The sequence below is a fragment of the Nostoc sp. genome, from assembly GCF_036917455.1.
Lineage (GTDB): Bacteria > Cyanobacteriota > Cyanobacteriia > Cyanobacteriales > Nostocaceae > Nostoc.
The window spans coordinates 19,126-43,950 of record NZ_JBALDK010000265.1; the positions used below are offsets into that span (position 1 = coordinate 19,126).

Annotated in this window: 19 protein-coding genes; 6 read left to right on the forward strand and 13 right to left on the reverse strand. The window is 39.8% G+C overall.

From position 1 onward, the window contains the following. The first annotated feature begins 15 nt into the window (after positions 1-15). Positions 16-540, forward strand: a complete 525-nt coding sequence (locus V7K42_RS28585) for a J domain-containing protein (protein WP_334921121.1) — start codon at positions 16-18, stop codon at positions 538-540. Positions 541-578: 38 nt separating this feature from the next. Beyond that, positions 579-851 (forward strand): DUF3143 domain-containing protein, encoded by a 273-nt coding sequence (locus tag V7K42_RS28590; protein WP_334921062.1) that lies wholly within the window; start codon positions 579-581, stop codon positions 849-851. 326 nt (positions 852-1,177) lie between these two features. Here V7K42_RS28590 and V7K42_RS28595 read toward each other — a convergent pair whose 3' ends face one another. From V7K42_RS28595 to lysA, 3 genes are all read right to left on the reverse strand, one after another. Continuing rightward, entirely contained in the window at positions 1,178-1,927 is a 750-nt protein-coding gene (locus V7K42_RS28595; RefSeq protein ID WP_334921064.1) for an isoprenyl transferase, read from the reverse strand. Then, positions 1,924-2,868, reverse strand: a complete 945-nt coding sequence (cdaA, locus tag V7K42_RS28600) for a diadenylate cyclase CdaA (RefSeq protein WP_334921066.1) — start codon at positions 2,866-2,868, stop codon at positions 1,924-1,926. The genes V7K42_RS28595 and cdaA overlap by 4 nt, the downstream gene beginning before the upstream one ends. Positions 2,869-3,122: 254 nt before the next feature. After that, positions 3,123-4,568 carry a diaminopimelate decarboxylase gene (gene lysA / locus V7K42_RS28605; protein WP_334921068.1) on the reverse strand — a complete coding sequence of 482 codons (1,446 nt, stop codon included), beginning with the start codon at positions 4,566-4,568 and terminating at the stop codon, positions 3,123-3,125. A 92-nt stretch (positions 4,569-4,660) separates the two neighbouring features. Here lysA and rimI point away from each other — a divergent pair, with 92 nt between their 5' ends. From rimI to V7K42_RS28620, 3 genes are all read left to right on the forward strand, one after another. Further along, positions 4,661-5,212 (forward strand): ribosomal protein S18-alanine N-acetyltransferase, encoded by a 552-nt coding sequence (gene rimI, locus V7K42_RS28610; protein ID WP_334921070.1) that lies wholly within the window; start codon positions 4,661-4,663, stop codon positions 5,210-5,212. A gap of 542 nt (positions 5,213-5,754) precedes the next feature. Further along, on the forward strand, positions 5,755-8,223 hold the full coding sequence (locus tag V7K42_RS28615; RefSeq protein WP_334921072.1) for an ATP-dependent Clp protease ATP-binding subunit: 2,469 nt from the start codon (positions 5,755-5,757) through the stop codon (positions 8,221-8,223). A 584-nt stretch (positions 8,224-8,807) separates the two neighbouring features. After that, complete coding sequence (locus V7K42_RS28620; protein ID WP_334921074.1) at positions 8,808-10,382, forward strand: ArnT family glycosyltransferase; 1,575 nt, start codon at positions 8,808-8,810, stop codon at positions 10,380-10,382. A gap of 60 nt (positions 10,383-10,442) precedes the next feature. On the opposite strand, the gene V7K42_RS28625 is transcribed toward V7K42_RS28620, so the two are convergent. From V7K42_RS28625 to V7K42_RS28640, 4 genes are all read right to left on the reverse strand, one after another. Further along, on the reverse strand, positions 10,443-11,825 hold the full coding sequence (locus V7K42_RS28625) for a DUF2079 domain-containing protein (RefSeq protein ID WP_334921076.1): 1,383 nt from the start codon (positions 11,823-11,825) through the stop codon (positions 10,443-10,445). Positions 11,826-11,866: 41 nt separating this feature from the next. Beyond that, the gene (locus V7K42_RS28630) at positions 11,867-12,982 is read right to left on the reverse strand and encodes a hypothetical protein (RefSeq protein WP_334921078.1); all 1,116 of its coding nucleotides are present in this window, start codon (positions 12,980-12,982) and stop codon (positions 11,867-11,869) included. Positions 12,983-13,303: 321 nt separating this feature from the next. After that, positions 13,304-15,235, reverse strand: a complete 1,932-nt coding sequence (locus V7K42_RS28635; protein WP_334921080.1) for a DMT family transporter — start codon at positions 15,233-15,235, stop codon at positions 13,304-13,306. Positions 15,236-15,279: 44 nt separating this feature from the next. Continuing rightward, positions 15,280-16,587 carry a mannosyltransferase family protein gene (locus V7K42_RS28640; RefSeq protein ID WP_334921082.1) on the reverse strand — a complete coding sequence of 436 codons (1,308 nt, stop codon included), beginning with the start codon at positions 16,585-16,587 and terminating at the stop codon, positions 15,280-15,282. Positions 16,588-17,043: 456 nt separating this feature from the next. Here V7K42_RS28640 and V7K42_RS28645 point away from each other — a divergent pair, with 456 nt between their 5' ends. Further along, positions 17,044-18,240: a 1-deoxy-D-xylulose-5-phosphate reductoisomerase gene (locus V7K42_RS28645; RefSeq protein ID WP_334921084.1), complete on the forward strand. Its 1,197-nt coding sequence runs from the start codon at positions 17,044-17,046 to the stop codon at positions 18,238-18,240. A 192-nt stretch (positions 18,241-18,432) separates the two neighbouring features. On the opposite strand, the gene V7K42_RS28650 is transcribed toward V7K42_RS28645, so the two are convergent. The 6 genes from V7K42_RS28650 to V7K42_RS28675 form a co-directional block, all read right to left on the reverse strand. Further along, positions 18,433-19,257, reverse strand: coding sequence for a WecB/TagA/CpsF family glycosyltransferase (locus V7K42_RS28650; RefSeq protein ID WP_334921086.1), 825 nt, complete (start codon positions 19,255-19,257; stop codon positions 18,433-18,435). A 125-nt stretch (positions 19,258-19,382) separates the two neighbouring features. After that, positions 19,383-20,534 carry a glycosyltransferase family 4 protein gene (locus V7K42_RS28655; RefSeq protein WP_334921087.1) on the reverse strand — a complete coding sequence of 384 codons (1,152 nt, stop codon included), beginning with the start codon at positions 20,532-20,534 and terminating at the stop codon, positions 19,383-19,385. A 96-nt stretch (positions 20,535-20,630) separates the two neighbouring features. Next, a complete protein-coding gene (locus V7K42_RS28660; protein ID WP_334921089.1) occupies positions 20,631-21,524 on the reverse strand; it encodes a glycosyltransferase family 2 protein in 894 nt (297 codons plus the stop codon). Positions 21,525-21,599: 75 nt separating this feature from the next. Further along, positions 21,600-22,616 carry a hypothetical protein gene (locus V7K42_RS28665; RefSeq protein WP_334921091.1) on the reverse strand — a complete coding sequence of 339 codons (1,017 nt, stop codon included), beginning with the start codon at positions 22,614-22,616 and terminating at the stop codon, positions 21,600-21,602. Positions 22,617-22,640: 24 nt separating this feature from the next. Next, positions 22,641-23,912, reverse strand: coding sequence for a glycosyltransferase family 4 protein (locus tag V7K42_RS28670; protein ID WP_334921093.1), 1,272 nt, complete (start codon positions 23,910-23,912; stop codon positions 22,641-22,643). A gap of 66 nt (positions 23,913-23,978) precedes the next feature. Beyond that, positions 23,979-24,806, reverse strand: a complete 828-nt coding sequence (locus V7K42_RS28675) for a class I SAM-dependent methyltransferase (protein ID WP_334921095.1) — start codon at positions 24,804-24,806, stop codon at positions 23,979-23,981. Positions 24,807-24,825: the final 19 nt, after the last annotated feature.

Consider the following 24,825-nt stretch of genomic DNA (forward strand, 5'->3'; position numbering starts at 1 on the left):
AATCACAACGGGGCAATGCCACAAAGCAGTAAACCAACTTATTACTCCCTGCTAGGACTGCATCCCTCGGCATCAGTAATTGATATTCGTCGCGCTTATCGAGAACTGAGCAAACGCTATCATCCTGATACTACAGATTTGCCTACTGCGATCGCTACTCCCAAATTTCAGCAAGTCAACGAAGCCTACGCGACCCTTAGTCATCCAGAACGGCGCTTAAGCTACGATTTAAAAATTGGCTATTCCCGATTTGGAGTGATTCAACCACCCCCTGACTTAAATCATCCCGTCTCGCGTTCTCATGATTGGTCAAAATCAGCTTACCTTGACGCTAGCGATCGCCCTTTATCATCTGGCGAAATTTTTGCTTTATTTATGCTGGTGTTAACATTTGTAGGTTGTCTGTTATTAGCAGTTGCCATTGGCTTAACTCGTGGTGATGCTGCTTTTCAAACCCACTTACTACAGTCAACTCCATCTATACAACAGCAAATTAACCACATATCACAACTAATTACCCTTATGGTAATTAAAAATTAAAAAATTTCCTAATCCAAAATCTAAAATCCCAAATTCCCATGCCTCTTCTTCCCTCAGATACCCCTCTATATAATCATCCCCTGCCACAAATTGAACAGTGGCTAAAAGACCAAGGCTGTAAACAAGACGAAACCCAGAGGCATTGCTGGCATGTGCAACGGCCTAATTGGCAAGCTGAACTATGGCTCGATGTTGAGCAAATCGTAGTGCGATATGTCCAATCTGGGGAAAATGGACAAGATATTCAACGCTCATTTAAATATTCTCTTAGTCGGGATGATGTAGAACAAGCTGTATTTTCCGGGCCATAAATCAAGTGCTGAATACAGTTCACCGTAAGTTGAGACCAAAATCGATAGCGATCGCAGGAGTGGGTAAGCTGTCGCGCCTACAAGTTGCCTCATAATCTTTTAGGTAAAACCTATAAACCCTCTCCTCTGCCCCTCTGCCCCTCTGCTCCTCTGCTCCTCTGCTCCTCTGCCCCTCTGCTCCTCTGCTCCCCTGCTGTCTCAATGTGCAAATTAAAAACACAACAGCTTATTCCCAAAATTGAGTGCCCAGTTGTGAATTCTGAGTAGAAGAGTTAACAGAAAAGAACATCTTTTGTCTTCTTCCTGACTGAATTATCAGCACTATTTTAAACTTTCCCAAATCGCCGCTCCCTTTGCTGGTAAGCACACAAGGCGCGGTGAAACTCAGCCCGGTCAAAATCGGGCCAGAGAACATCGGTAATATAAATTTCTCCATAAGCCATTTGCCAGAGAAGGAAATTTGAGAGGCGCATTTCTCCACTGGTGCGAATTAATAAATCTGGGTCAGTAATTCCGGCAGTATACAAGTGGCTTTCAAATACCTGTTCATCAATTTCATCAGGTTGTAACAGACCTTGTTGAACTTGTTTTGCGATCGCCTGACAAGCTTGTATAATTTCTTGCCGTCCGCCATAATTAGTTGCCACTGAAAACCGGATACCGCGATTATCCTTGGTTTTTTCCATTGACCGGGATATTTCTTGCTGGAGCGATCGTGGCAGAGCTTGCAAATTTCCTACAAATTTAATTTGAACATTCTCTTCGACCATTTCCCGCAGTTCTTGGCGCAAAACTCTTTGAAACAGAGTCATCAAAAAATCTACTTCTTCCTGCGGTCTTTTCCAGTTCTCTGTGGAAAAAGCATACGCTGTCAACGCTTGAATTCCCCAATCCTGACAACAGCGAAGTAAATCCTTGAGAGCATCTACCCCTCGCTTATGACCCATAAATCTAGGTAGACCCTGACTTTTAGCCCATCGACCATTGCCATCCATAATCACCGCAACATGCTGCGGTAATAGTTCTCGTTTTAAGTCAGTAGGCAAATCTTGCAGTTTAGTTTGTTGTGCTGTCATTTTTTATCTCGAGAAGCGGTCGTTCGCGTAGCGCGTCGAAGACGTGGTAATCCGAGTAAACGTGAAACCAGTGCTAGTGTCTTCCCACCTATCCGACGAACAAAACTCAACAGACCAGGAGCAACAGCTTCCCTATCTACGGTTGGTGACAAAAGAGCCTCTAATGACTCTTTTAGTTTCTTAATCGTCAGTGGTCTATTTAGGGTTCCCCGTTCCGCTAAGGAAATGGAACCCGTTTCTTCAGATACAACGACACAAATGCAATTTTCGACCCGCTCAGTAATTCCCATTGCCGCCCGGTGACGTGTTCCCAACTGGCGCGAGGCTGTGCGTCCCGAAAGTGGTAAGATTATACCCGATGATATGATCCGTGAGCCACGAATTAATGTCGCTCCATCGTGTAACAAAGTTTTCGGCTGAAAAATTGTCTGAATTAGTTCTTTAGAAACCTCCGCATTTAGCTTTACTCCTGGCACAGAAAAATCTCGCTCATCAATTGGCCCTGTGGTTTCCACAATTAGTAAAGCTCCAATCCGGTTTTTTGACAATTCTTTAACAGCCTCAACAATTTCATCAATTACACTATCAGATTTGGGGATTGCTAACCGGTCGGGTTGAAACAACTGGCGGAATTCGCCACGTCCCAATTGCTCTAAAAACCGCCGAAACTCCGACTGTAGAGCAACTGCCATCGCCACAGCACAACCAATCACCAATTTTTCTAATACAAAACTTAGCAGAGGTAGTCCTAATCTGCCACTTAGTGCTGAGGCTAGCATTAAGATAATGAATCCTCGCACCATCCACAGTGTCCGGCGCTCACTAATAATGACTAGTATCATGTACGTCAGCGCCAGCACTAACACGATATCCAGAGTCCCAAGTAGCAAGGACTGTGACCACCCCAGGTTTATCAGCCATTGCTTCCACCAATCTCTCATGACATCTGGATTACACTTTTGCCTCTAATTACACTTAGTCATTGGTCATTAGTCATTTGTAATTATTTCCTGGCTAATGAACGCCACTTGCTTGAACGGGGCGAACCCCCTTCGGGTGAAGCTCCTACGTCACTACCGCTTCGCTAACGGCAGTTCCTGATGGGGAAACCCCCTTGGCGCTAGCCTCTCCCTTTGGGAGAAGGCCGGACTGCCTCACCCCAACGCAGTGGCTCCCAATGACCAAGGACAAATGACTAAATTTTCAGCCTTTCTGGTAGACTATCTTGTCGAATTAAATCTTGATAAGTTTCACGTTGCAAAATTAAATTTGCTTCGCCATTCGCCACAACAACTGCTGCCGGTCGGGGCAAGCGGTTGTAGTTAGATGCCATACTGTAATTGTACGCACCAGTTCCCATAACTACTAAAATATCTCCTGGTTCAGTCTTTGGGAGGAGAGCATTTTTAATCAGAATATCTCCTGATTCACAATGTTTACCAGCAATTGTGACTGTTTGGGTTAAAGGAGCAGACATTTTATTGGCAATTACTGCCCGATAAACTGATTGGTAAGTAATCGGGCGAGGATTATCGGACATTCCCCCATCGATCGCTACATAGGTACGAATTTCTGGAATAACTTTGGATGAACCAATAGTATAAGCAGTGACGCAAGCTGTGGCAATTAGCGATCGCCCTGGTTCACTCAATAATTTCGGTAAAGGCAGATTTTCGACCGCACAGGCTTCTTGGACAACTTCACAAATCGCCTTCACCCACTCTTCAATGCTCGGGGGATCGTCTGATTCTGTGTACTTAATCCCTAAACCGCCACCAACATTTAACTCTGTAATATTTAAACCATACTTCCCGGCATCCCGTAGCCATTGCACCATGACAGCAGCCAAATCTTGATGCGGTTGGCGCTCAAAAATTTGGGAACCAATATGAGCGTGTACCCCTACGCAATTAAGGGTTGTCTGTTGACTGACAAAGGTAAAAACTTCACCTAAATCGTTGGGATCAAAGCCGAATTTACTATCTAAGTGTCCCGTGCGAATATATTCGTGAGTGTGGCATTCAATACCGGGAGTTAGCCGCAGCATGATACGAATGGGGAGAGGCGATGGGGAATTTACTTCCCTTGCTTTGCCTGCTCCCCTGCTCCCCTGCTCCCCTGCTATTTCCACAAGGGTACGCAACTCATGCCAATTATCCGCCACAATGGTGACACCAGACTCGATCGCTAAAATTAATTCTTCACGAGATTTATTATTGCCGTGGAGGTAGATTTTATTGGGACTAACACCCGCTTGTAGGGCGGTGTAAAGTTCGCCCCCGGAGACTACATCAATTCCTAGTCCCTCAGACGCGGCGATCGCACAAACGGCTAAACAATTCCAAGCTTTTGAGGCGTACAATACTTGAGATTCGCCCTTGTAGTACTGCTTGAAAGCATCTCGGTATTGCTGACAAGCTGAACGCAGGGTTTCTTCATCTAAAATATATAAAGGTGAGCCAAATTGCTCAACTAGGTTTGTGACATCACATCCACCAATTTCTAGGGAGTCATGATTATGAACTCTAGCAGTTAAGGGTAAAAGTTCCTGATTAGGTGAGGGATTCGCGTTTATATCGCGCTTTTGAGGTAAATATTGACTTCCAGAATGTTGAACCCCACTGGGGTGAGTCGATACCATAAATATAAAAGTTGTCCTTGTTCAAATTACGGGCTTTGAGTTCGTCTCCCGATTCCCAGTTTACAAAGGGTTTGTAATCTTATTCAATAAATGTGATTTCATCAGACTTAGAAATTAAATTACTGACAACAGATAATCTCAGTGCAATTCTGGAACTAGATCGAGCCTGTTTTGGCGGACTTTGGACTATGGAGGGCTACAAACGAGAATTGGATAGTCCCAACAGCGATTTACTCGGTTTATTTTCCCCGTCCAATAGCATAAGTTTGCTAGGAATGGGTTGCTTTTGGTCAATTTTAGACGAAGCGCACATTACAATTTTGGCGGTTCATCCTGAATATCACCGTCAAGGCTTGGGACAGGCTCTATTATATTCACTTATCAAGACAGCTTGCGATCGCAAAATGGAGCGAGCTACCCTCGAAGTGCGAGCTTCAAATTTGGGGGCTATATCTTTATATCAAAAATTCGGCTTCAAAACAGCCGGACTGCGACGGCGTTACTACCAAGATAACGATGAGGACGCACTAATTCTCTGGCTCCCAGATTTACAACACTCCAAATTTAAAGCAATTTTAGACCAGTGGTATTCTATTGTCAGCGATCGCTTAGACAAATCCTCTTGGCACTTGCTTTTTAAGTAAGTACGTAGGCGAGAAAATTTATAACTATGTGATTGCAAACGGAGCTAAGAGAAGTGAAGCAATCGGAAGGGTTTTAAAATTTTGATATTTTGTTATATAGTTAATTTTATTTGTGCCTTACTTAGTTGGCATGATTAATTTTGAATTATTGGGGCTTGCGATCGCCTTCAGCAAAAAAATGTAACTTTGTTGCGCCTATTTGTATTTAAATATTTTATACAATATTAATTATTAATAAGTAAAATATATATTAATTATTTTTGCTTGATATTAAAAAATATATATGCTAGATATAAGTGTTTGGGATTAAATCGATAAACCCTTAATCTAAGCAGTCAGCTATTTATAATAAATCCCAAAAATGCTGGTGAACTAAAGCTCCTCAGTACACTAGCCAGATAAAAGTAGTCAAAAGTTAACAATTAGCCCATCAACTAAAGTCATAGCTTCAGGATGTCTATAATCTGTTATACAGGCATCCAAAAGCTTTGCCTGTGCTAAAATCAGCATACCGGCACGACCGCAGATGATGGGATAAAGCCATGTTTGAGCGCTTCACTGAAAAAGCCATTAAGGTAATCATGCTGGCCCAAGAAGAGGCCCGCCGTTTAGGTCACAACTTTGTCGGAACCGAGCAGATCCTCTTGGGTCTGATTGGCGAAGGCACTGGTGTGGCTGCTAAAGTGCTGAAATCAATGGGTGTCAATCTCAAAGATGCCCGAATTGAAGTTGAAAAAATTATAGGACGGGGATCGGGCTTTGTTGCCGTGGAAATTCCGTTTACGCCACGGGCAAAGCGAGTTCTAGAACTCTCCCTAGAAGAAGCACGCCAACTAGGGCATAACTACATTGGCACCGAGCATCTGCTGTTGGGCCTAATCCGCGAAGGGGAAGGTGTCGCAGCCAGGGTGCTAGAAAACCTCGGTGTGGATCTATCTAAGGTAAGAACCCAAGTTATCCGCATGTTGGGAGAAACTGCCGAAGTTTCACCAGGCGGATCATCCGGGCGCACAAAAACCCCAACTCTGGATGAATTTGGTTCAAACCTGACCCAAATGGCGATGGATAATAAGCTCGATCCAGTGGTGGGACGCGCCAAGGAAATTGAGCGCGTTATTCAGATATTGGGTCGCCGGACTAAAAATAACCCAGTGTTGATTGGGGAACCAGGGGTTGGTAAGACTGCGATCGCTGAAGGTTTAGCTTCACGCATTGCCGCTAAAGATATCCCTGACATCCTGGAAGATAAACGCGTCGTCACGCTGGATATTGGTTTGCTCGTAGCAGGAACCAAGTACCGGGGTGAATTTGAAGAACGCTTGAAAAAAATCATGGATGAAATCCGCTCGGCGGGTAATGTCATTCTCGTGATTGATGAGGTACATACCTTAATTGGTGCGGGTGCAGCAGAAGGTGCTATTGACGCAGCAAATATCCTCAAGCCAGCTTTGGCTAGAGGTGAGTTGCAGTGTATCGGCGCTACCACCTTGGATGAATACCGGAAGCACATCGAGCGAGATGCAGCACTAGAGCGGCGTTTCCAGCCAGTAATGGTTGGCGAACCTACAGTTGATGAAACAATTGAAATTTTATATGGTCTGCGCGAACGCTACGAGCAACACCATAAACTGAAAATCTCCGACGAAGCATTAGTGGCGGCGGCGAAGTTATCAGATCGTTACATTAGCGATCGCTTCCTCCCAGATAAAGCCATCGACTTAGTTGATGAAGCTGGTTCTAGAGTGCGCTTGATTAACTCCCAACTGCCACCCGCAGCCAAAGAGTTAGACAAAGAACTGCGTCAGATATTAAAAGAAAAAGATGACGCGGTGCGCTCTCAAGACTTTGACAAAGCTGGGGGATTGCGCGATCGGGAAATGGAAATCAAAGCCGAAATCCGGGCGATCGCTCAAAGCAAGACCAATGCAACAGGTACAGAAGGTGAAGAACCTGTAGTTACAGAAGAAGACATTGCCCACATTGTCGCTTCTTGGACTGGAGTACCGGTGAACAAACTCACCGAATCTGAATCTGAAAAGCTGCTGCACATGGAAGACACCTTGCATCAGCGTTTAATTGGTCAAGATGAAGCTGTGAAGGCTGTTTCACGGGCAATTCGCCGCGCTCGTGTTGGTTTGAAGAATCCCAACCGACCCATAGCTAGCTTTGTCTTCTCTGGGCCGACTGGTGTAGGTAAAACTGAGTTGGCGAAGTCATTGGCTGCTTACTTCTTCGGTTCCGAAGAAGCGATGATCCGCTTAGATATGTCCGAATACATGGAGCGTCACACCGTCAGCAAACTGATTGGTTCCCCTCCTGGTTATGTTGGTTATAACGAAGGTGGTCAGCTAACCGAAGCCGTGCGGCGGCGACCTTACACCGTGGTGTTATTCGACGAAATCGAAAAAGCCCACCCCGATGTATTCAACATGCTGCTGCAAATTTTGGAAGACGGTCGGTTAACTGATGCCAAAGGTCGCACGGTGGACTTCAAGAACACCTTGCTGATTCTAACTTCCAATATTGGTTCTAAGGTAATTGAAAAAGGCGGTAGCGGTATCGGCTTTGAATTCTCCGAAGATGCTAGCGAGTCAACTTACAACCGAATTCGCTCCTTGGTGAACGAAGAACTAAAGCAGTACTTCCGTCCAGAGTTCCTCAACCGACTCGATGAAATCATCGTCTTCCGTCAGTTGAACAAGCCGGAAGTGACCCAAATCGCCGAAATTATGCTCAAGGAAGTATTTGGTCGTCTAACTGAAAAGGGTATCACCTTAGAAGTCAGCGATCGCTTCAAGGATCGTTTGATCGAAGAAGGTTACAGTCCCAGCTACGGCGCAAGGCCATTACGTCGGGCAATTATGCGCCTGTTAGAAGATAGCCTAGCAGAAGAAATTCTGTCTGGTCGCATCAAAGATGGCGATACTGCCCTTGTTGATGTGGATGAAAATGGCGTTGTGCAAGTTAGTTCTCAACAACGTCGGGAATTATTACCCCAAGGTGTTGAGTAAAATTTAGGATTTGGGATTTAAGTCTCAAATAAAAAATTAGAAAACGGTAGAGTATTAATTGCTCTACCGTTTTTTTCACTAAATATTCATTAAGTGCTTAAAATTTAGATTTAGTACCATTTGGTCTACGGTAGTATATCTTTATTAAACTATTTTACTCTGTTGGGGTTCCCTTTTTTTCAACTGAAATTGTTGATTTTTTTTCAAATGATTGACCAAACTAGCAGCAAACTCCTGAGTATTTGACCAACTGGGGTGACGGATATTCAGTAATACATAATTAAAAGTATTTAAATTAGCAGGATCGTCGAGAATATGAAAACCGATGAAAGAACTAATAGGTGATTGCCCTTGACTAATTAAATAAACCGCTTGGTCAAAAATTCTTAGGTCAAAAGCATTTCATTGAAACAACTCATATCGTAAGCTGCTGCACCCAAACAAAATTAAGGCACTCACGCCAATTATCCAACCAAGATAACCAAACTAATTCATCTTTTTTCTCATACCATCAAAAAAATATCCATTGTGAGTATTTTAGATACATAATTAGCAATATTATTCACTACCCTAATCAGCCCTAAATGTATCGCACAAATATTGTAAAGCTATTTACAAAAAGAACGAGCGGATTCCGAGAAAAACAATGGTTATTTAGCTTACTGGTAATATCTCTAATTCTATGGCTGATATTTTTAGGAAACTCCCCTTTACGAGATTGGGATGAAGCTACTTATGCTATAGTTGCCAGAGAAATTTACCGGACTGGTAACTGGCTTTATCCTACCCTTCAGGGAGAACCATTTTTATTAAAACCGCCTTTGATGCAATGGTTAATTGCTTGGTGCTACCAACTAGGAGGAGTGCAAGAGTTGACTACACGTTTACCTGGCGCAGTTTTAACTGCCTTGGGAGTGCCTTTGCTTTACTTGGTAGGGCGTTTAGCTTTTAAGCAAAGTTTACCAGCTTTATTTGCTGCTTTAGTTTACTTGACAATGTTGCCTGTGGTGCGTCATGGACGACTAGCAATGTTAGATGGGATGACTATTTCTTTTTTCTTGCTGCTGTTGTTTTGTCTTTTAAAAGCACGTCAGAACCGAAAATATGCTCTAGGTGTGGGATTTTGTCTGGGGTTAATTATTTTGACTAAGGGGATGATAGTTTTGCTATTGGTAGCGATCGCAACTTTATTCCTGTTTGCAGATCGACAATTGGCTTTGTTGAAAAATCCCTATCTCTGGGTGGGAATTTTGTTAGGAAATGCTCCTGCGATCGCTTGGTATACTGCCCAATGGCAACATTATGGTAATACTTTCTTAGAAGTGCATTTTCAAGCACAAGCCTTTGACCGCCTTACACAAACTGTTGAAGGTAATAGCGGGCCTCCTTGGTACTATTTATTAGAATTACTCAAATATGGCTTTCCCTGGCTGTTATTTTTACCTGGAGGGCTTTATCTAGCTTGGAAAAAACGTCATAATACTTGGGGTTCTCTAGTTCTCTTAGGCATAGTTATTTACTTAGGAACTATTTCTTTTATGAGAACTAAACTTCCGTGGTATGTCATGCCTGTATATCCATTTTTAGCCTTGGCAATTGGTGCTAATTTGAGCGAAGTTTGGCAGAATCGTCATTTTAAATTGCGAAGTTGGACAATATTTTTGGCGATTATTTCTATTGCTGGTTTAGGAGGTTGTGTTTACTTTTTTATTAAGAAACAGCCTATTTTAATAGTTATGAGTATTGTTTTGGTAATAAGTATGGGAATTGCAGCATGGCTAGTTAAACAGCGCGATCGCAAATTCATTCCAGTTTTATTTACAGGGATGTATTTAGTTTTAATCCTGCTGGTAAGTTCGCAATCTTGGATTTGGGAATTAAAAGAAGCTTTTCCAGTCAAACCAGTTGCAGCATTAATTCGCCAACATGTATTACCAGGAACAACAATATATAGCTCATTTGCTTATAATCGTCCTAGTTTAGATTTCTATAGCGATTGCAAAGTAATTTCTGCTTCTGTTGCTGTCTTAAAAAAACAATTTGATAATAAATATTATTTATTATTAGATAATCCGACTTTACAACAGACAAATTTATCTGAATATCACATTTTAGGGATTGCTGATAATTTTACTCTGATTTCACAATCAATTAAGTAATACCTGATAGGCTTTTTTGCAAAAAAAATGTCAAATATCTTTGGATTTATCAATAGGATCTTAGCCAATTTTCTTTTCAAAAAGATATACATCATGTTGTTGATATTGTAATTTATATTTTGACTGATTTTTCAAAATATTTGCCAAGTTTGAAAGAGATTCTGAACTTGCAGCCCAACCGGGATGGCGGACATTGAGCAAGACATAATGAAACTTATTCAATTCAGTAATGTCTTGAGAAGGATTATATTTAAAACTAATCAAATCTCTATGGGTTAAATGTGGAGTAATTATATCTGTAGTCAGAACGCTATCTTTAGTTTTAACTAGAGCGATCGCCTCTTTTGTGGCTGACCAATTGTCCAGATGATGAAGATATTTGGAGCTAAAGAACCCAACTTTGCCTAAAGCGAAAAACCAAACTAAAGACCACAAAAAAATTACTCTTCTTTGTTTTAGCCATCCTTTCCCTGCTGCTAGGCTGGTAATTCCAACTAAAATGAGAAATGGAATTGCTGGTAAAGAATAATGCAAAACTAGATTTTTTTGGGAGGGATGATCTGCAAGCAAATTTAGTGCTATACAAGGAATTATACTAATCAAAGGGACAAGATATTGTGGTTTTAAAGCCCAAACAATAGGTAATAATAAGAAACATAGATATTCTAAATTTATGGCTGAAAAAATATTTTTTAAAATAATTTGCGGTTGGTAAAGTAATATTTGTACCATTTCGGAAAATGAGTTTCCTAAATAGCTATATCGATAAAGATGACGGGTAAGTAACGCTGCTTCGCTACCCAAGAAAGGGATGATAATCCAATTAGCAATCAAAAACCACATTGTCCCACCAATAATGGCGATCGCACCATATAAACGTCGCTTTTCAAACAAGAGTAACCAAATCCCCATAGCCACTACAGTCAGGGACAATACAGCTTTACAACCCAATATCAAAAGAATACTGACGCAAAACCAAACTATTTTTCTCGATCTAGCAGCGAAAACTGCCATCAAAAGTGCAGGGACAGCGATCGTATCTGGATGAAAATCGCATAAATTGCTATTGTAAATCACCGGATACATTAGATATACAGCTACCATTGCAATTGCTAAATTTTCTTTTAAACCTGCTTGTAGCGCCAGAAAATATGTAGGTAAAACACCTAAAGCTAAAGCAACAGACTGGACTGCAAATAGCCAATAAATACTCGGATAAATTTTGTACAGTAAAGCCAAAGGATATAAAATCCAAGCAGCATGATCGGCTAAAACATGAAAACCAAGTACAGAAGAAACTGGCGGTTTTCCCTGACTAATTAAGTAAATTCCTTGGTCAAAAAATGCTAAATCTCCAGATGAATTAAATAACTCATGTCGTAAGCTACTGGAGATAAATAAAATTAAGGTACTAATGCCGATAATTGCTCTGATATTATTCATTTTTGGCAGTCGTCCTATTACTTAAATCCTAGTTGCCTTTACTACAATTTCGTATCGATATTCGAGGAAAATTCAGCTTGTAATTTCGGATAAATTACATCACACTTTCGCACAACAAACCAGAGTGCAAAACCTAAAGGGATTGAAAAGAACTGGATAAATATGGGAGTTCCTAAATAGCCAAAAAATGATGCCATTTGCACAACTATAGCTACCCAAAAATATCGGGGAAAGTAAAAAGCAAAGATAATCGAAAGAATATCAGCAGGATAAAAATATCTTTCGTGCATTTTAGGTAGGATATATGGCATAAACAAAACTGATATGGTTGCTAAATGGATCAGTCTGTCTTGAGTGATTTTTAACCTACTTTTATAAACAATATATACCAATAAAAATATTGTAGATATAGTTAATGTTAAAGCTATAGGGACAACAATATTATAAAAATTGTTAGGAATCCATTGATAAAGATTAGGTGCGCCTTTAGCCAATTCTTTGTATTTATTAGCTTGGTTAAAGTATACCAAAAGCAATTCTAATATCGGTCTTCCCATTAACCAAGTTGGTAAAACTGTAACTACATATACTGCTGGAATTAATGGTAAATAATACCAATGGATTCTTTTTTTGAGCAAGAGAATCAATAACAAAGGTGCTAAAAACATAGCTTGCAATTTAAAGGAAAGTGCTACACCAAAACTAAGTAAGGCTGGAATTTCTTTTCGAATAGATAAGAAGTAAATACAGGCAATCAAACCCGTTGTATAGATAACATCACATTGACCCCAGAGGGCACTATTATATATAACAGTCGGACTCAATATAACTACCAAAAAGGCAAATATAGGTTTCCTGCCCTCTGGGTATTTTAGTCTGACAATTTTGTAAGTTAAAAAGGCACAAAGAAAATCAACAGTCATCGCAAAAAGCTTGATTGTGAAGATTTTCGGCAACCCAGATAACAGAGTGGCAGAAATTAAAATCCAGTATAGGTAGGAGGGTGTGTAATCAGCAAAACTATATTTGAGGGCGCTAAAGCCACCATGAGATGCTATAAAATCATACCAAGGTGCTAAAAAAAACTTATAATCTACCGATTTATTTGGAACACAAACTAATCGAATCAGCACTGCTAATATAATGCCAATAGCCAAGTATCCCGAAGCTAGGGATGGGAAAGAGTTTAACAGCCTATTGAAGTGGTGTTTCACTAATTTTAATAATGTATGAGCAGAAGTTTTCGTTATAAATTGTATCAGTATTGGCAGTGTCCACTAAATCAAGAGGAATAGAAGCAAGTACATATAAGAGGATTCTTGTAAAGTCTAATTTTTTACTCAGCTGAACTATTATAAGTCGCGGCGATATGAGACTTTACCCACCTCCATTGGTTGGTTTAAAAACTTGATTTTTCGTGCTTTCTGCGTAGATAGATTTTGTTTGCATAGTAGCTAATTATATTCGCCCAATACTACCTACGAGCTTTCGTTAGTAACTTGAACTGTAGATTGGCTAGATTGGGCTAGATAAATACCCACTAAAACTACGGCGAAAGTCGCCCAGTCAAACAAACCTACCTGTTCTGAAAAAATGAACCAAGCAAAAATCGAGGCTAGAACTGGTTCGAGGAGAAGTGTGACGGCGACGACGCTTGAAGAGATTCTGCTGAGGCTATAAGCTAAAAGTCCCTGACCTAACACTTGGCAAAAGAGGGCTTGGAAAATGATGAAAAACCAACCCATCCAGGAATAGGGTAACAGCCTATCTTCGAGGAATGCTACGACGGGTAGGAGAAACATTGTTGTTACTCCACAGCGCCACAGCATGATAGTTGCGGTGCTAAATCGGGTTCGGAGTCGTTCTATCAGCAGCATACACGTGGCCATGAAAACCGCAGTTAGCAATGCCAATGCATCACCCAGTATTTGATCGGTCGCAAATTGCACCTTATTGAGTTCAAATGCGATCGCTCCCCCCAAGGCTACGACCAGTCCCAGAACGAATCTGTTATCGAAGCGCCGACCAAATAACAGATACCCAGCCAAAGCCACAAACAAAGAGTTCAAATTAGATAGTAAAGCAACATTGGCAACACTAGTTTGACTCAGCGACCAAGCCCATAAAAGAAGGTAGGTTCCAGCAGCAGTTCCCATTGCCAACAATAACCAAACTTCTTGACTCGTAAAAGGCTTCTTTTCTATAGGTTCACAATCGGACTGTTTGGTGCGAAAAGCCTCAAGTCCATTCCATAATGCAAAGACGATTGTAGCGATCCAACTGCGATGAAATACTACAGCATTTGCACCAATTTCTTGTTGACATAATTTGGTCAGAGATGGTGCTAAAGATATGGGAATTAGGGCAAACAATAATGATGCAGTTCCTAATAAAGCTGGTGTTTCGGAGAATTGTTGCTTTAGTAATGACAGTTTGTTCGTCATACTTTTAACAAAAGTGTTAACTATAGTTGTGACTGATTCCTGGAACGGGAAATTAACGGCAGGTTGGCTAGATACGGCTAAGTATAAACCCATTAAAACTACAGCGAAACCTGCCCAATTTGAGAAAGTTAATTTTTCTGAAAATATTATCAGAGCGAAAATGCCACTAAATACTGGCTCTAAAAGATGCACTAATGAGACAACCACAGAGGAAAACTTGGCAAGGCTATAGGTCAAAAGCCCATGACCTAAAACTTGGCAGATCAGTGCTAGGGAAATTACCCAAAGCCACCCACTGACTGTAGAAGGGAAAAGTTGATCTTGAGTGAATAAAAGTATAGGGAAGATAATTAGGGCACTAATCGCACAGATCCACAACTGGATTGTGGTTGGAGTAAATTTAGTTCGTAATTTTTCTACCAATAGCAGGTATACACTTAAGAAAATAGCAGAAACGATCGCAGTAAAACCCCCTTGAACTTCATCTGTAGCGATTTGCAATTCCTCAAATTCTATAGCGATCGCTCCCCCAAGGGCGATGACCATCCCAATCAGGAATTGGCTCTCAAAACCCTTACTATATAACAGCCACACCCCTAAGCTAGTAAAGATAGGGGCGAGATTATGCAACACACTAGAAATCGCAACGCTAGTTTCAGTTAGCGACCAAGCCAAAAGGACTAAAGTGCCAGCCCAAAAGATCCCAGCACTTCCTAATAGCCAGAAATCCTGGCTGGTGTAGCATCGTTTTTCTAAAGGTTTGTCTAAGGAAAGTCGCTGACGTATTGCCTTGTATCCATTCCAGAGCAAGAAGAACACACTAGCTAGCCATAAGCGATTAAATACAGTAGCATTGGGGCTAAGTTGAGTTTCGCTCAATTTCACGAAAATAGAGCCAAAAGAGATGGCACCGACACCGACAAATAATGCCGCAAGGGCTATCTTCTTTTGATTGGATACATTCATTGGGAAATTTAAATTCAACTTCTCACTGATAAAGAATCAAACCTCTAACCAACCCAACGCTCTTGGGCAAATCCTACAGCTATTTTGGCTAGTAATGTCACGAAAACGCCCAAGATTAAATATCCCTGACGCGGATGGCGAGATAGCAGCACACCAATGGCTATATTCAAAGGCACAATACCATAAGCGAGACGGCTCAAGGAAATAGTACCTCCAGAGGCTAGCAGCAAACCAATACCGCAAAAGCCATACATAACGGTAACTGGGGTCAGTTGCGTGCGTAAGCGCCACAACACATAGCCACCACCCAAGACCATGAACAAGTTGAGCAAGTTATTGATCCACTGTGCGCTTGCTAGGAGCAACAAAAATAAGACTAAAGCATAAAAGCCATAAAATAATTTTACAGAACTAAAATGTTGACGGAAGCGCCATAAAGAATAGCCACTGGCAACAATCACGCTCAACAACAAGAGATACCAGGGGTCTTGAATCCCGCCAGAGGAGTTTTGAACCCAGCCATATTGCCAGTTTTTTGTGCCAACTGCAATTTGCATGAACATATTTAACCAACCCTGCCAATCAAATCCTAGAGTTGGTCGCCATCCTCGTTGTGCTTCGATAAAAGCTAAAGGGTTGTCAAAATAAATCGCACAATAAAAACTGAATAGAAGTATGCCAATGGCGGTAACGAAACCAGCGATATAGGCAATGGGTGGTCGGCGTTCTTTCCAGGCTGCGATCGCTAATGCTGGAATTAGTGCCATCCCTGTAGGACGTGTTGCTGTCGCCATCGCCCCCCAAAGCCCAGTCCAGCCATACTGCTTTTGATCGAAAGCCCGCAAAGCTGACGTACTCAAAAACAAATACAGCCCCTCTGTGTAAACTACCCCCGTAAACATGGAAGATGGATATAAAGAAACTACAGCAGTAGTCCACTGCGCTGCATTGATGCCATAATTATCCTTAACCCAAAAATATAAACAGTAAAGGGCTGCAAAAAATGCCAGGTTGTTGACTAATGTTCCTGCTAATTCAAACGGCAAGCCCAATTTCATCAAAACCCAGATACTTAAAGGAAACAGGGGAAAGAAGGCAAGATTATGTTGCTTGCCGTCATTTACAAATTCATATCCAGAAGTAGCGATCGCTCGATAGTGCATACTATCCCAGGCATCAAAAACTCCCCAGCCAAAATGAGGCAAAAATTCTTCTGCTGGTGATGGTAGTTTTGGCGCAACCAGCAACATAGCTATCCAAATGAATATTCGACTGGCAAGCCATAAGGCTGCTGGAAACAGGAAATCATTTTTCCATAAAACTTTTTTTACAACTATCTGAACTTTCACCATAAGGTTGAGTGCTTCAACAAACTCCTTTCTGCATTCTTTTACTTATGGCTGTAACACAGCAATTTATGAGTAATATTTTGCATATTAAATCCTCCATTAATTTAATTAATAAACTGGACAGATTAGCAATTAATTGAAATTATTTCTTATTTGGTTACTTTTGCCAATTCTCTCGGAGTTTATCTCTAAAAACATAGTATTTAGAAATACAATTTTTGTCTAGTTCTCTGCAAATTAAGCAACTTTATTACTTTATGGCTCGCAGTCTATGAGTTAAAATTAATGGATTTGGTCTAGCGCAGCAAGGAAAACATGGGTAATTTTCCCTTTGTATCCCTGCATCTCTCTCCCCATGTCTCTACTCGTCCGCGTCAGTGTATCGATTATAGTGATTGCTGTCATGAAAGAGTCCCCGGCAATTTATAGTGGGAGTTGTCTGTAAATCCTTAAGCAATTGTGAAAGCGATTACTCTTGTTGGTTCCACTGGTTCTATCGGTACTCAGACCTTAGATATTGTCACTCAGTACCCAGATCAGTTTCGGATTGTGGGATTGGCAGCTGGGAACAATGTAGAGATGTTGGCTGCTCAAATTCGGCAGTTTCGACCGAAAATAGCAGCAATTTGCTCAGAAGATAAATTACCAGCGCTCAAAGAAGCTATCATTGACCTCGATCCCCAACCGATTCTCCTGGCAGGTGATGCCGGAGTGATAGAAGTTGCTCGCTACGGCGATGCTCAAACTGTTGTGACTGGGATCGTTGGTTGTGCTGGTTTGCTACCCACGATCGCAGCTATTGAAGCTGGTAAAGATATTGCTTTAGCGAACAAAGAAACCCTGATTGCTGGGGCCCCTGTGGTTCTACCCCTAGTCGAAAAACACGGTGTAAAATTACTCCCAGCCGATTCCGAACATTCGGCAATCTTTCAATGTCTCCAAGGTGTGCCAAAATCTGGCTTGCGAAAAATCTTGCTCACTGCATCTGGTGGGGCTTTCCGAGACTGGGATGTAGAAAGGTTAGCAGATGTAACCGTTGCGGACGCTCTCAAGCATCCTAATTGGTCGATGGGGCGGAAAATCACAGTAGACTCTGCTACTTTGATGAATAAAGGACTGGAAGTAATTGAGGCTCACTTTCTGTTTGGGTTGGATTATGACAATATCGAAATTGTCATTCATCCCCAGAGCATTATTCACTCGCTAATTGAACTGCAAGATACTTCCGTTTTAGCCCAACTCGGTTGGCCGGATATGCGCTTACCTTTGCTGTATGCTCTATCTTGGCCCGATCGCATCTACACCAACTGGGAACGACTAAATTTAGTCAAAGCTGGAAATTTAACCTTCCGGGAACCAGATCACCAAAAGTATCCTTGTATGCAGTTGGCTTATGCTGTGGGTAAAGCTGGTGGTTCGATGCCAGCTGTGTTAAACGCTGCAAATGAGCAAGCTGTGGCTTTATTTTTAGATGAAAAAATTCACTTTTTAGATATTCCCCGGTGTATAGAAATGGTGTGCGATCGCCATCAAAATGAGAACCGGACAAATCCTTCTTTAGATGACATTTTGGCAGCAGATAAATGGGCAAGACAAGAAGTTTTAACAGCGACTGAAAAGTTAGAAACTCAATCGCAGATAATTTCTCTGCGATAAAAACCTTTACTCATACCCCTGAAAGGCAGATTTTCTGGCTATTGACCAATTCTTGTTTAGCCTTCAGCATTAGCTTGAAGGCTAACGGTTAAATTCACTTGTGCTAAGTAATTCTTAACTAAGCCTTAATACAGTATTTCATAAATTCATGACGAATTGAGTTACTTACTGACAAAGCTTTGCAAGACTCAATCACGCAACAAACTTGTGAAATCTTGTACTGAAAAATAACAGCATTTTATTTTTTTTTTGTTGGCTTGGCATACTCCAAATTTCCCGTAAAAATAATGTAGCTACAAACCAAGGCTCAAGTAAGTAACGTCTCCAAAGTCTTTTCGGTTCAGACAATAACCGATACAACCATTCCAAACCCACCTTCCCCATCCAGCGAGGAGGAGTGGGTAGTACTCCTGCGACATAATCCATACAGGCTCCACTAGTCAAAATACTATTGGCATGAATATATTCAAGATTTTCAGAAATCCAGTGCTCTTGGCGTGGCATACCCATCCCCACCATTAATACATGAGGTTTGTAAGCATTAATTGCAGCCAGAGTAGCAAGATTTTCTTGACTATCTTTATCCATATCAATGTAGCCATGAGCGCAAGCAATCTGTAAACTAGGAAATCTCTGGTGTAAAATACTTGCTCCTTGTTCGGCTACTCCTGGCTTTGAACCTAAATAGAATACACGCCAGCCTTTATTCGCTGCTTCTTCCATCAAAGGCCATACCCAATCAGCATATGTTACTCTTTGTTCTCGTTTCATCGGAAAACCTAACAATTTTCCAATCAACAATAGAGGCATACCATCAATATGGATATATTCAGCCTGGGCATAAAAAGATTGCATTTTTGGATCGTTATGAAAGAGATAAAGACTATGCAAGTTATGATTAGCAATAATCCATTTCTCATTTTTATCAATAGATTCTTCAATTAATAAGTTTAACTCGGGGATAGAGAGGGCATCAACTTTAACACCAAGAAGCTTATAAGAAAATCGATTTTTCATGACTTAAGATTTTTATTTTTAGAATTATGAGAGTTAGTGTCACAGGCAAGGTTATTATTTAAAAAGCAATTTGTAAGAATATTTAAATTATAAAATATTTAAATATTAAGTATTCTTCGCTTAAACTAAGAATGACTGATTTTCATAAGGATTTCCGCTATATTGTGCGCTCTTGCATTCCAGGAATATTTATCTGTAATTAAGGTATATGCTGTATCCACAAGCGATTGATATTTATCAAAGTTTGAAGCTGCATCTAGCACTGCGTTAGCAACTTCTTCAGTAGAGTATCCTGTTACTAAAAGATGTTCTAAATTTCGAAATTCTTCCAAACCTCGCAAGCCTTCTGGTGTTGATACAACTAGTTTTTTACTAGCGAAATAATCTAATGCTTTATTACGAGCGCCACCTGCTACTGCTTGTTTAGAGAATGGTAACAAAGCAATATCTGCATACTTAAGATGCTCAACAAAATCCTCTCTTTTAGGTAAAAACCCTAAAAAAGAAATATTAGAGGGTATTGGTTCTGAAATATCGCTACTATCTCTACCTATAATAACAAAATGTACTTTTTGCTGATAACTTTCTAGATGTTTCGCAACCTCAATAGTCATTGATACAGACATATCATTACTTGGAAATTGAAATGTTTTAGGAGCAATAAGAACCACTATTTTTGCCGGTCTAAATGCTTGATAGGGGTCTTTATCCAAAAACAATTCAGTATTTAGCAAGTCTTCGGTCACTCCATTCCCAATACTATAAATCTGCTGTGGAGTTTTACCATACCATTGAGAAATTAGTTTAGGAATCGAGTCACCGGCTGCAATAATTGGACTACCAGAGAATATCAAAATTCCCTGAGCAATATATGTCTTAATACATTGTACAAACTCTTTGAAAGGATTGGCAACTGAAAATAAGCGCATCCAGTATTCATACGCTGAAAATGTATGAAAATCTAAAACAAGAGAGGAACTGCTGTGCTTTCTAAGCTTTAGTGAAATTAAAGCAGCTAATCCAGGTAAAGTTTCTTGAGCATAAACAATGTCTGGGCAAAACTCATCAATGCACTTTTCTATGGTCTGAATATATGACTTCAGGCTTCTTGAGCCAATCGAAATCGAAGGTGCATATTTAACAGATGAGCAATCTAATCCTAGCTGAAAAACATCAAAATCTTTAGTAAGATATTGTCCAAGATAAAAAGGTCTAGTAAATGCACCAAATGGTTGGCTAGAATCAAGTGTTGAGACAATTAATAAGCGTTTACCCATAAAGGAATTATTTAAATTGATTTTTTAAGAAAAATTTTTCAGCTAAGATTAGATTCTTATTAATTGTCTAAATATTATTTTATACTAAGAGTCTAATCAAATTTTCGAGTTAGTTTGACTGATCTCATCAGAAAATGTAGGAGAAATTGCCAAATCTTTGTAACCAATAATTGCTCTAATATAGGGTAAAAACCAGTAAAATATCCATAATGGACCAGAGTGTCTGATACAAAATACAGTCCAGGGTTTTAATGGAAATCCTTTAATTTGCAGCGCCTTTTTCAAGCGTTGTAATATACTCAAATTAGTATCTACCCAACTATTGCGGATAGAATTTTTTGTACAACTACCAATGTACTCAGGAGCTACCCATATTTGACAACCTAATTTACGCGCTCTGAGCGCATAATCTAAGTCTCCTAAACTGTGAATAAAAGCTGTATCAATATTGCCAATTTTTGCAGCAACAGCTTTAGGAATTAGCACACAGTTACCATACATAGCATCGCATTTTTGAATAACCGAACTTGGTTCTAAAAATTCAAATTTATTGGAATACCACTTTTTAGATTTTACTGCTCCTCCATAGGTTGCTTTTCCTGTCATTGGGTCTTTAGTTGAACCAACTACAATTGAGTCTGGATAACCTTGTTCCGTCAAGTGTTGATGAATTTGTAATAATTTACTGACAGCATTAGCTTCTAGAAATGTGTCATCATTCAACCACAGATAATAGTCATATTGATTTTTTATCGCCTCACCAAAGGCGAGATGCATTCCTCCCACCCAAAATAAATTCCCATTACCCTGAAGAATGTGTACCTCTGGGTATTCTGCTTTGATAGCCTGTGCAGTTCCATCAAAGCTACCATCATCAGTTAAATAAACATCAAAATGATTTTTTTGCTCATATAAAGTATGTAGACAGGCAAGAGTAGTATTACGCCTGTTATGACAGGTCATAACTATAGCTAAATTTGCTTGTTTCATCCCATTTACCTCATGTCTTCCTATGAAAATGCTCAATCCAAATAATTAAGTTATACAGAACTATTTTGATTACGTTTAAAGTTTAGCCATTTTTTCTATCCAGCCACTCAAATTAATATCTAAGTTAAAGTTTCGTAATTTTTGTTCCATTCTTCTAACTACCAGCATATATCGATGCAAAACTGATACGCGAGGCATCTTGAGCTTGACAACCTCTTGACACAACCATCGATATTTTTCTGAATCAAGATTAAGTCTTTTCAGTCTTTTAATTTGTGCATTCCAATCGTTATAGAAGAATAGGTTGAAATAATGAATTGATGTAATATCATTCCAGTCTTTAATTTGTAGTTCTGTTGATAAACGGTTATGTAAAGGCAAAGGATAACTATAATTAGCAGGAAGATGTTCGACGTTTTCTTCTAAGGCACATAAAGTTACCGATAAAACAGACTGCTCAACAAAATAAAGACCTTGAGGAGGAGTGATATCAAGGCGCATTACTTTTTCAAAATTCTCTTTCCAAGCTGTAAATATACCTGCACTCCTTCTGACAACGACCAAACCAGAATTCCAGTAGGCTCTAATTTTTTTCTTACCAATTGGTGTTTCCACAAATACCTCGCGCTTTACCCCCAGCACTTCATATAACTTTTGCCAATACCATTCTTGAGAGTCTCGCAGACCTGTAGAACCAATTCCTTGACCATACTCAGGACGTAACCGAGCGTTACAATTCACGGGTAATAAAAACTTTTTTGGCTCAGAAAAAAAGCATTTGTCACTGTCTAGAAAAACTAATATTTCTGCGTCGATATGTTGTTCTGCATAAGCACAAGCCAGAGGTTTATTTGCTAAATAATATTCATGAAATTCTTGATTAATAGGGATTTGTTGATGATTTACCCGCAATGCTTCAAATGCTTTTTGTGTTTGCTTTGATATAGGTTCACCCACTCTAGGATGAAAACTAAATATAGGCGTATCTTTTAATTCTCCACAAAACTTACGAATACTTTCTGCAAGCATTAATGATTGAGTTTCCAAGCGACCAGGTTCTGTACAAATTATAAAAGCTATAGGTATTGACATATTATGAAGTATTGATTTACTAAGTTAGTTACTAAATGAAGATTCCTTTGCTATCATTAATATTTCCTGAAACAAAGCTGAATAACGACGCGCTTGAAGTTCTAGAGTAAATTCTTGTTCTGCTTTCTCGCGAGCATAGAATGACAGCTTTTCTAATCTCTGCTCATTTTCAAGTACCCAGGCAATTCCTTTGGCGAAATCCTCAATTTCATAAGGTTTAGCTAAGTAGCCGTTTTGTTGATGATCGACAATATCTTTTAAGCCAGTAGAATTAAATGCAACAACTGGAGTACCACAAGCAAGTGATTCAGAAGCTGTCTGTCCAAAAGATTCTTGCAGAGACGGCACAAGCATCACATCAGCTGCTGAGTAAACAGTTGCTAAAGATATATCGTCATATAAATGTCCCAAATAGTGAGTTTTGAAGCCCAAATCAGGTGGATTTTCAGGTTGAGATGCACCGAAAACAACGATCTCCAACTTATCTTTCCAGCCAGATTTGCTAAATTCTTGTAGTGCTGGTTGCAGGTAATGAAAACCTTTTCTAGAGTCATTAGTTGCATCTAATGCTCCAAATAAAATGAGTTGTTTATCCAGAGGTAAATTCAGTAGTTCTCGCGCTAAACCTTGATCGACGGGTTTATATTTTTGAGTATCCAACCCATTGGGAATTACTTCAATTCGTAAATTTTTAAACAAAGAACTAGATTTGGCGCATTCGGCTAACCAAGAACCTGGCGAAACAATGGTCAGATTTAAATTTTTCAAAGCTTTGATTTTACGTTGCCATACCCAATGGGATAAATCGCAATCCTTCTTGCTGTTCAGTTGAGGACAGGCTCCACAGGAGATTTGGTAACGATCGCAATCCCCAGTGTAGCTACATCCTCCAGTAAATGCCCACATATCATGAATTGTCCAGACCAAAGGGCGCTTTAGTTTAGCAATAGTTTCTATTTGCATAAAAGCTGCGCTAATCCAATGCAAATTAATTATATCTGGATTAATCTGAGCAACTTGAGAACTAACTCTATCTGGCAACCATTGAATAAAAAATGGAGTATTTTGCTTTTGAGAATAAAGTTTTAAAGGTAAAGTTTCCAATGTCAACTTTGCCTTAGCGATGCCTTGCAATAATCTGATTTTAGGTGCAATTACTGTTTTGTCATCAGTATATTTTTCTTGCACCAGCATTTGTGATTGTAAATTAATATTTTGTAACCCTTTGTGCAACCGATATGCAGCACGAGCCGCACCACCCGCCACATCCTGGGTACTAAGGAGCAAAACCTTCATATTAGTATTATTGAACTTGAAAAAATATTCTTGATAAGACTAATTATCTATCACAGAGAATCAATATTATTTGTTTGGCTTTATGCCCTCACAATATAGAGAGCCTGGTAGATATACTGTCCGATCAGCATTAATATCCAAGACTTCATTACTAAAGTTTGGAATATCACTTGTATGGGCATCCATAAATTTAATATCTGAAAAGCCAACTCTTTCAAAGAGCGTTTTCATACTATAGCTATCATACATCCACTTATGTTTTTCACCCAGGGATGTTTCATCTATCATAGACTTGCGTACATAGCGTGGGATCAACTTCTTTACCATGTCAATATAGAAATATTTAAATTTGTTTCTGAGTTTATTTTGATTGATATTAAATACCTTTTCTAACAAAGAAGAAGTATTATTGTTTGCTATCTCTTCTTCGATTTTAACACCTGTTCTTTCTTCTACATAGGTTATGGATCGCTCATCATTTTTTTCAAGCACTTCCCGCCAATAAGTTTTCATCAATCCGCCTTGTTCTGTTCTCACTAATTGATCGATTAACTCAATAATAGCCCATTCATATTGTTTCCTTGCTTCCTCATTTTCAATATTGTCGATAATTCTTAAGTATTCACGGCATGTTCGTTCTAAGTCAGGAACAACGATGCGTAAAATGCCTTGAGGTTTGAGAACTCTATAGCATTCTTTCACGAGCATTTCTCCTGTGCCTTTAGAGAAATGCTCTAGGACATGACTGCTATAAATTACATCGAAATAATCTTTAGGATATGGAAGTGGTTGCAGTAAATTATGAGCAATTACTTCAGGATGCTCAGAATTAAAATCTATATTTATCCATCCAGAAGAAAATCTGTGTCCACATCCAAAATTTAACTTTTTCATGTTTTCTCTCCTTTCAATT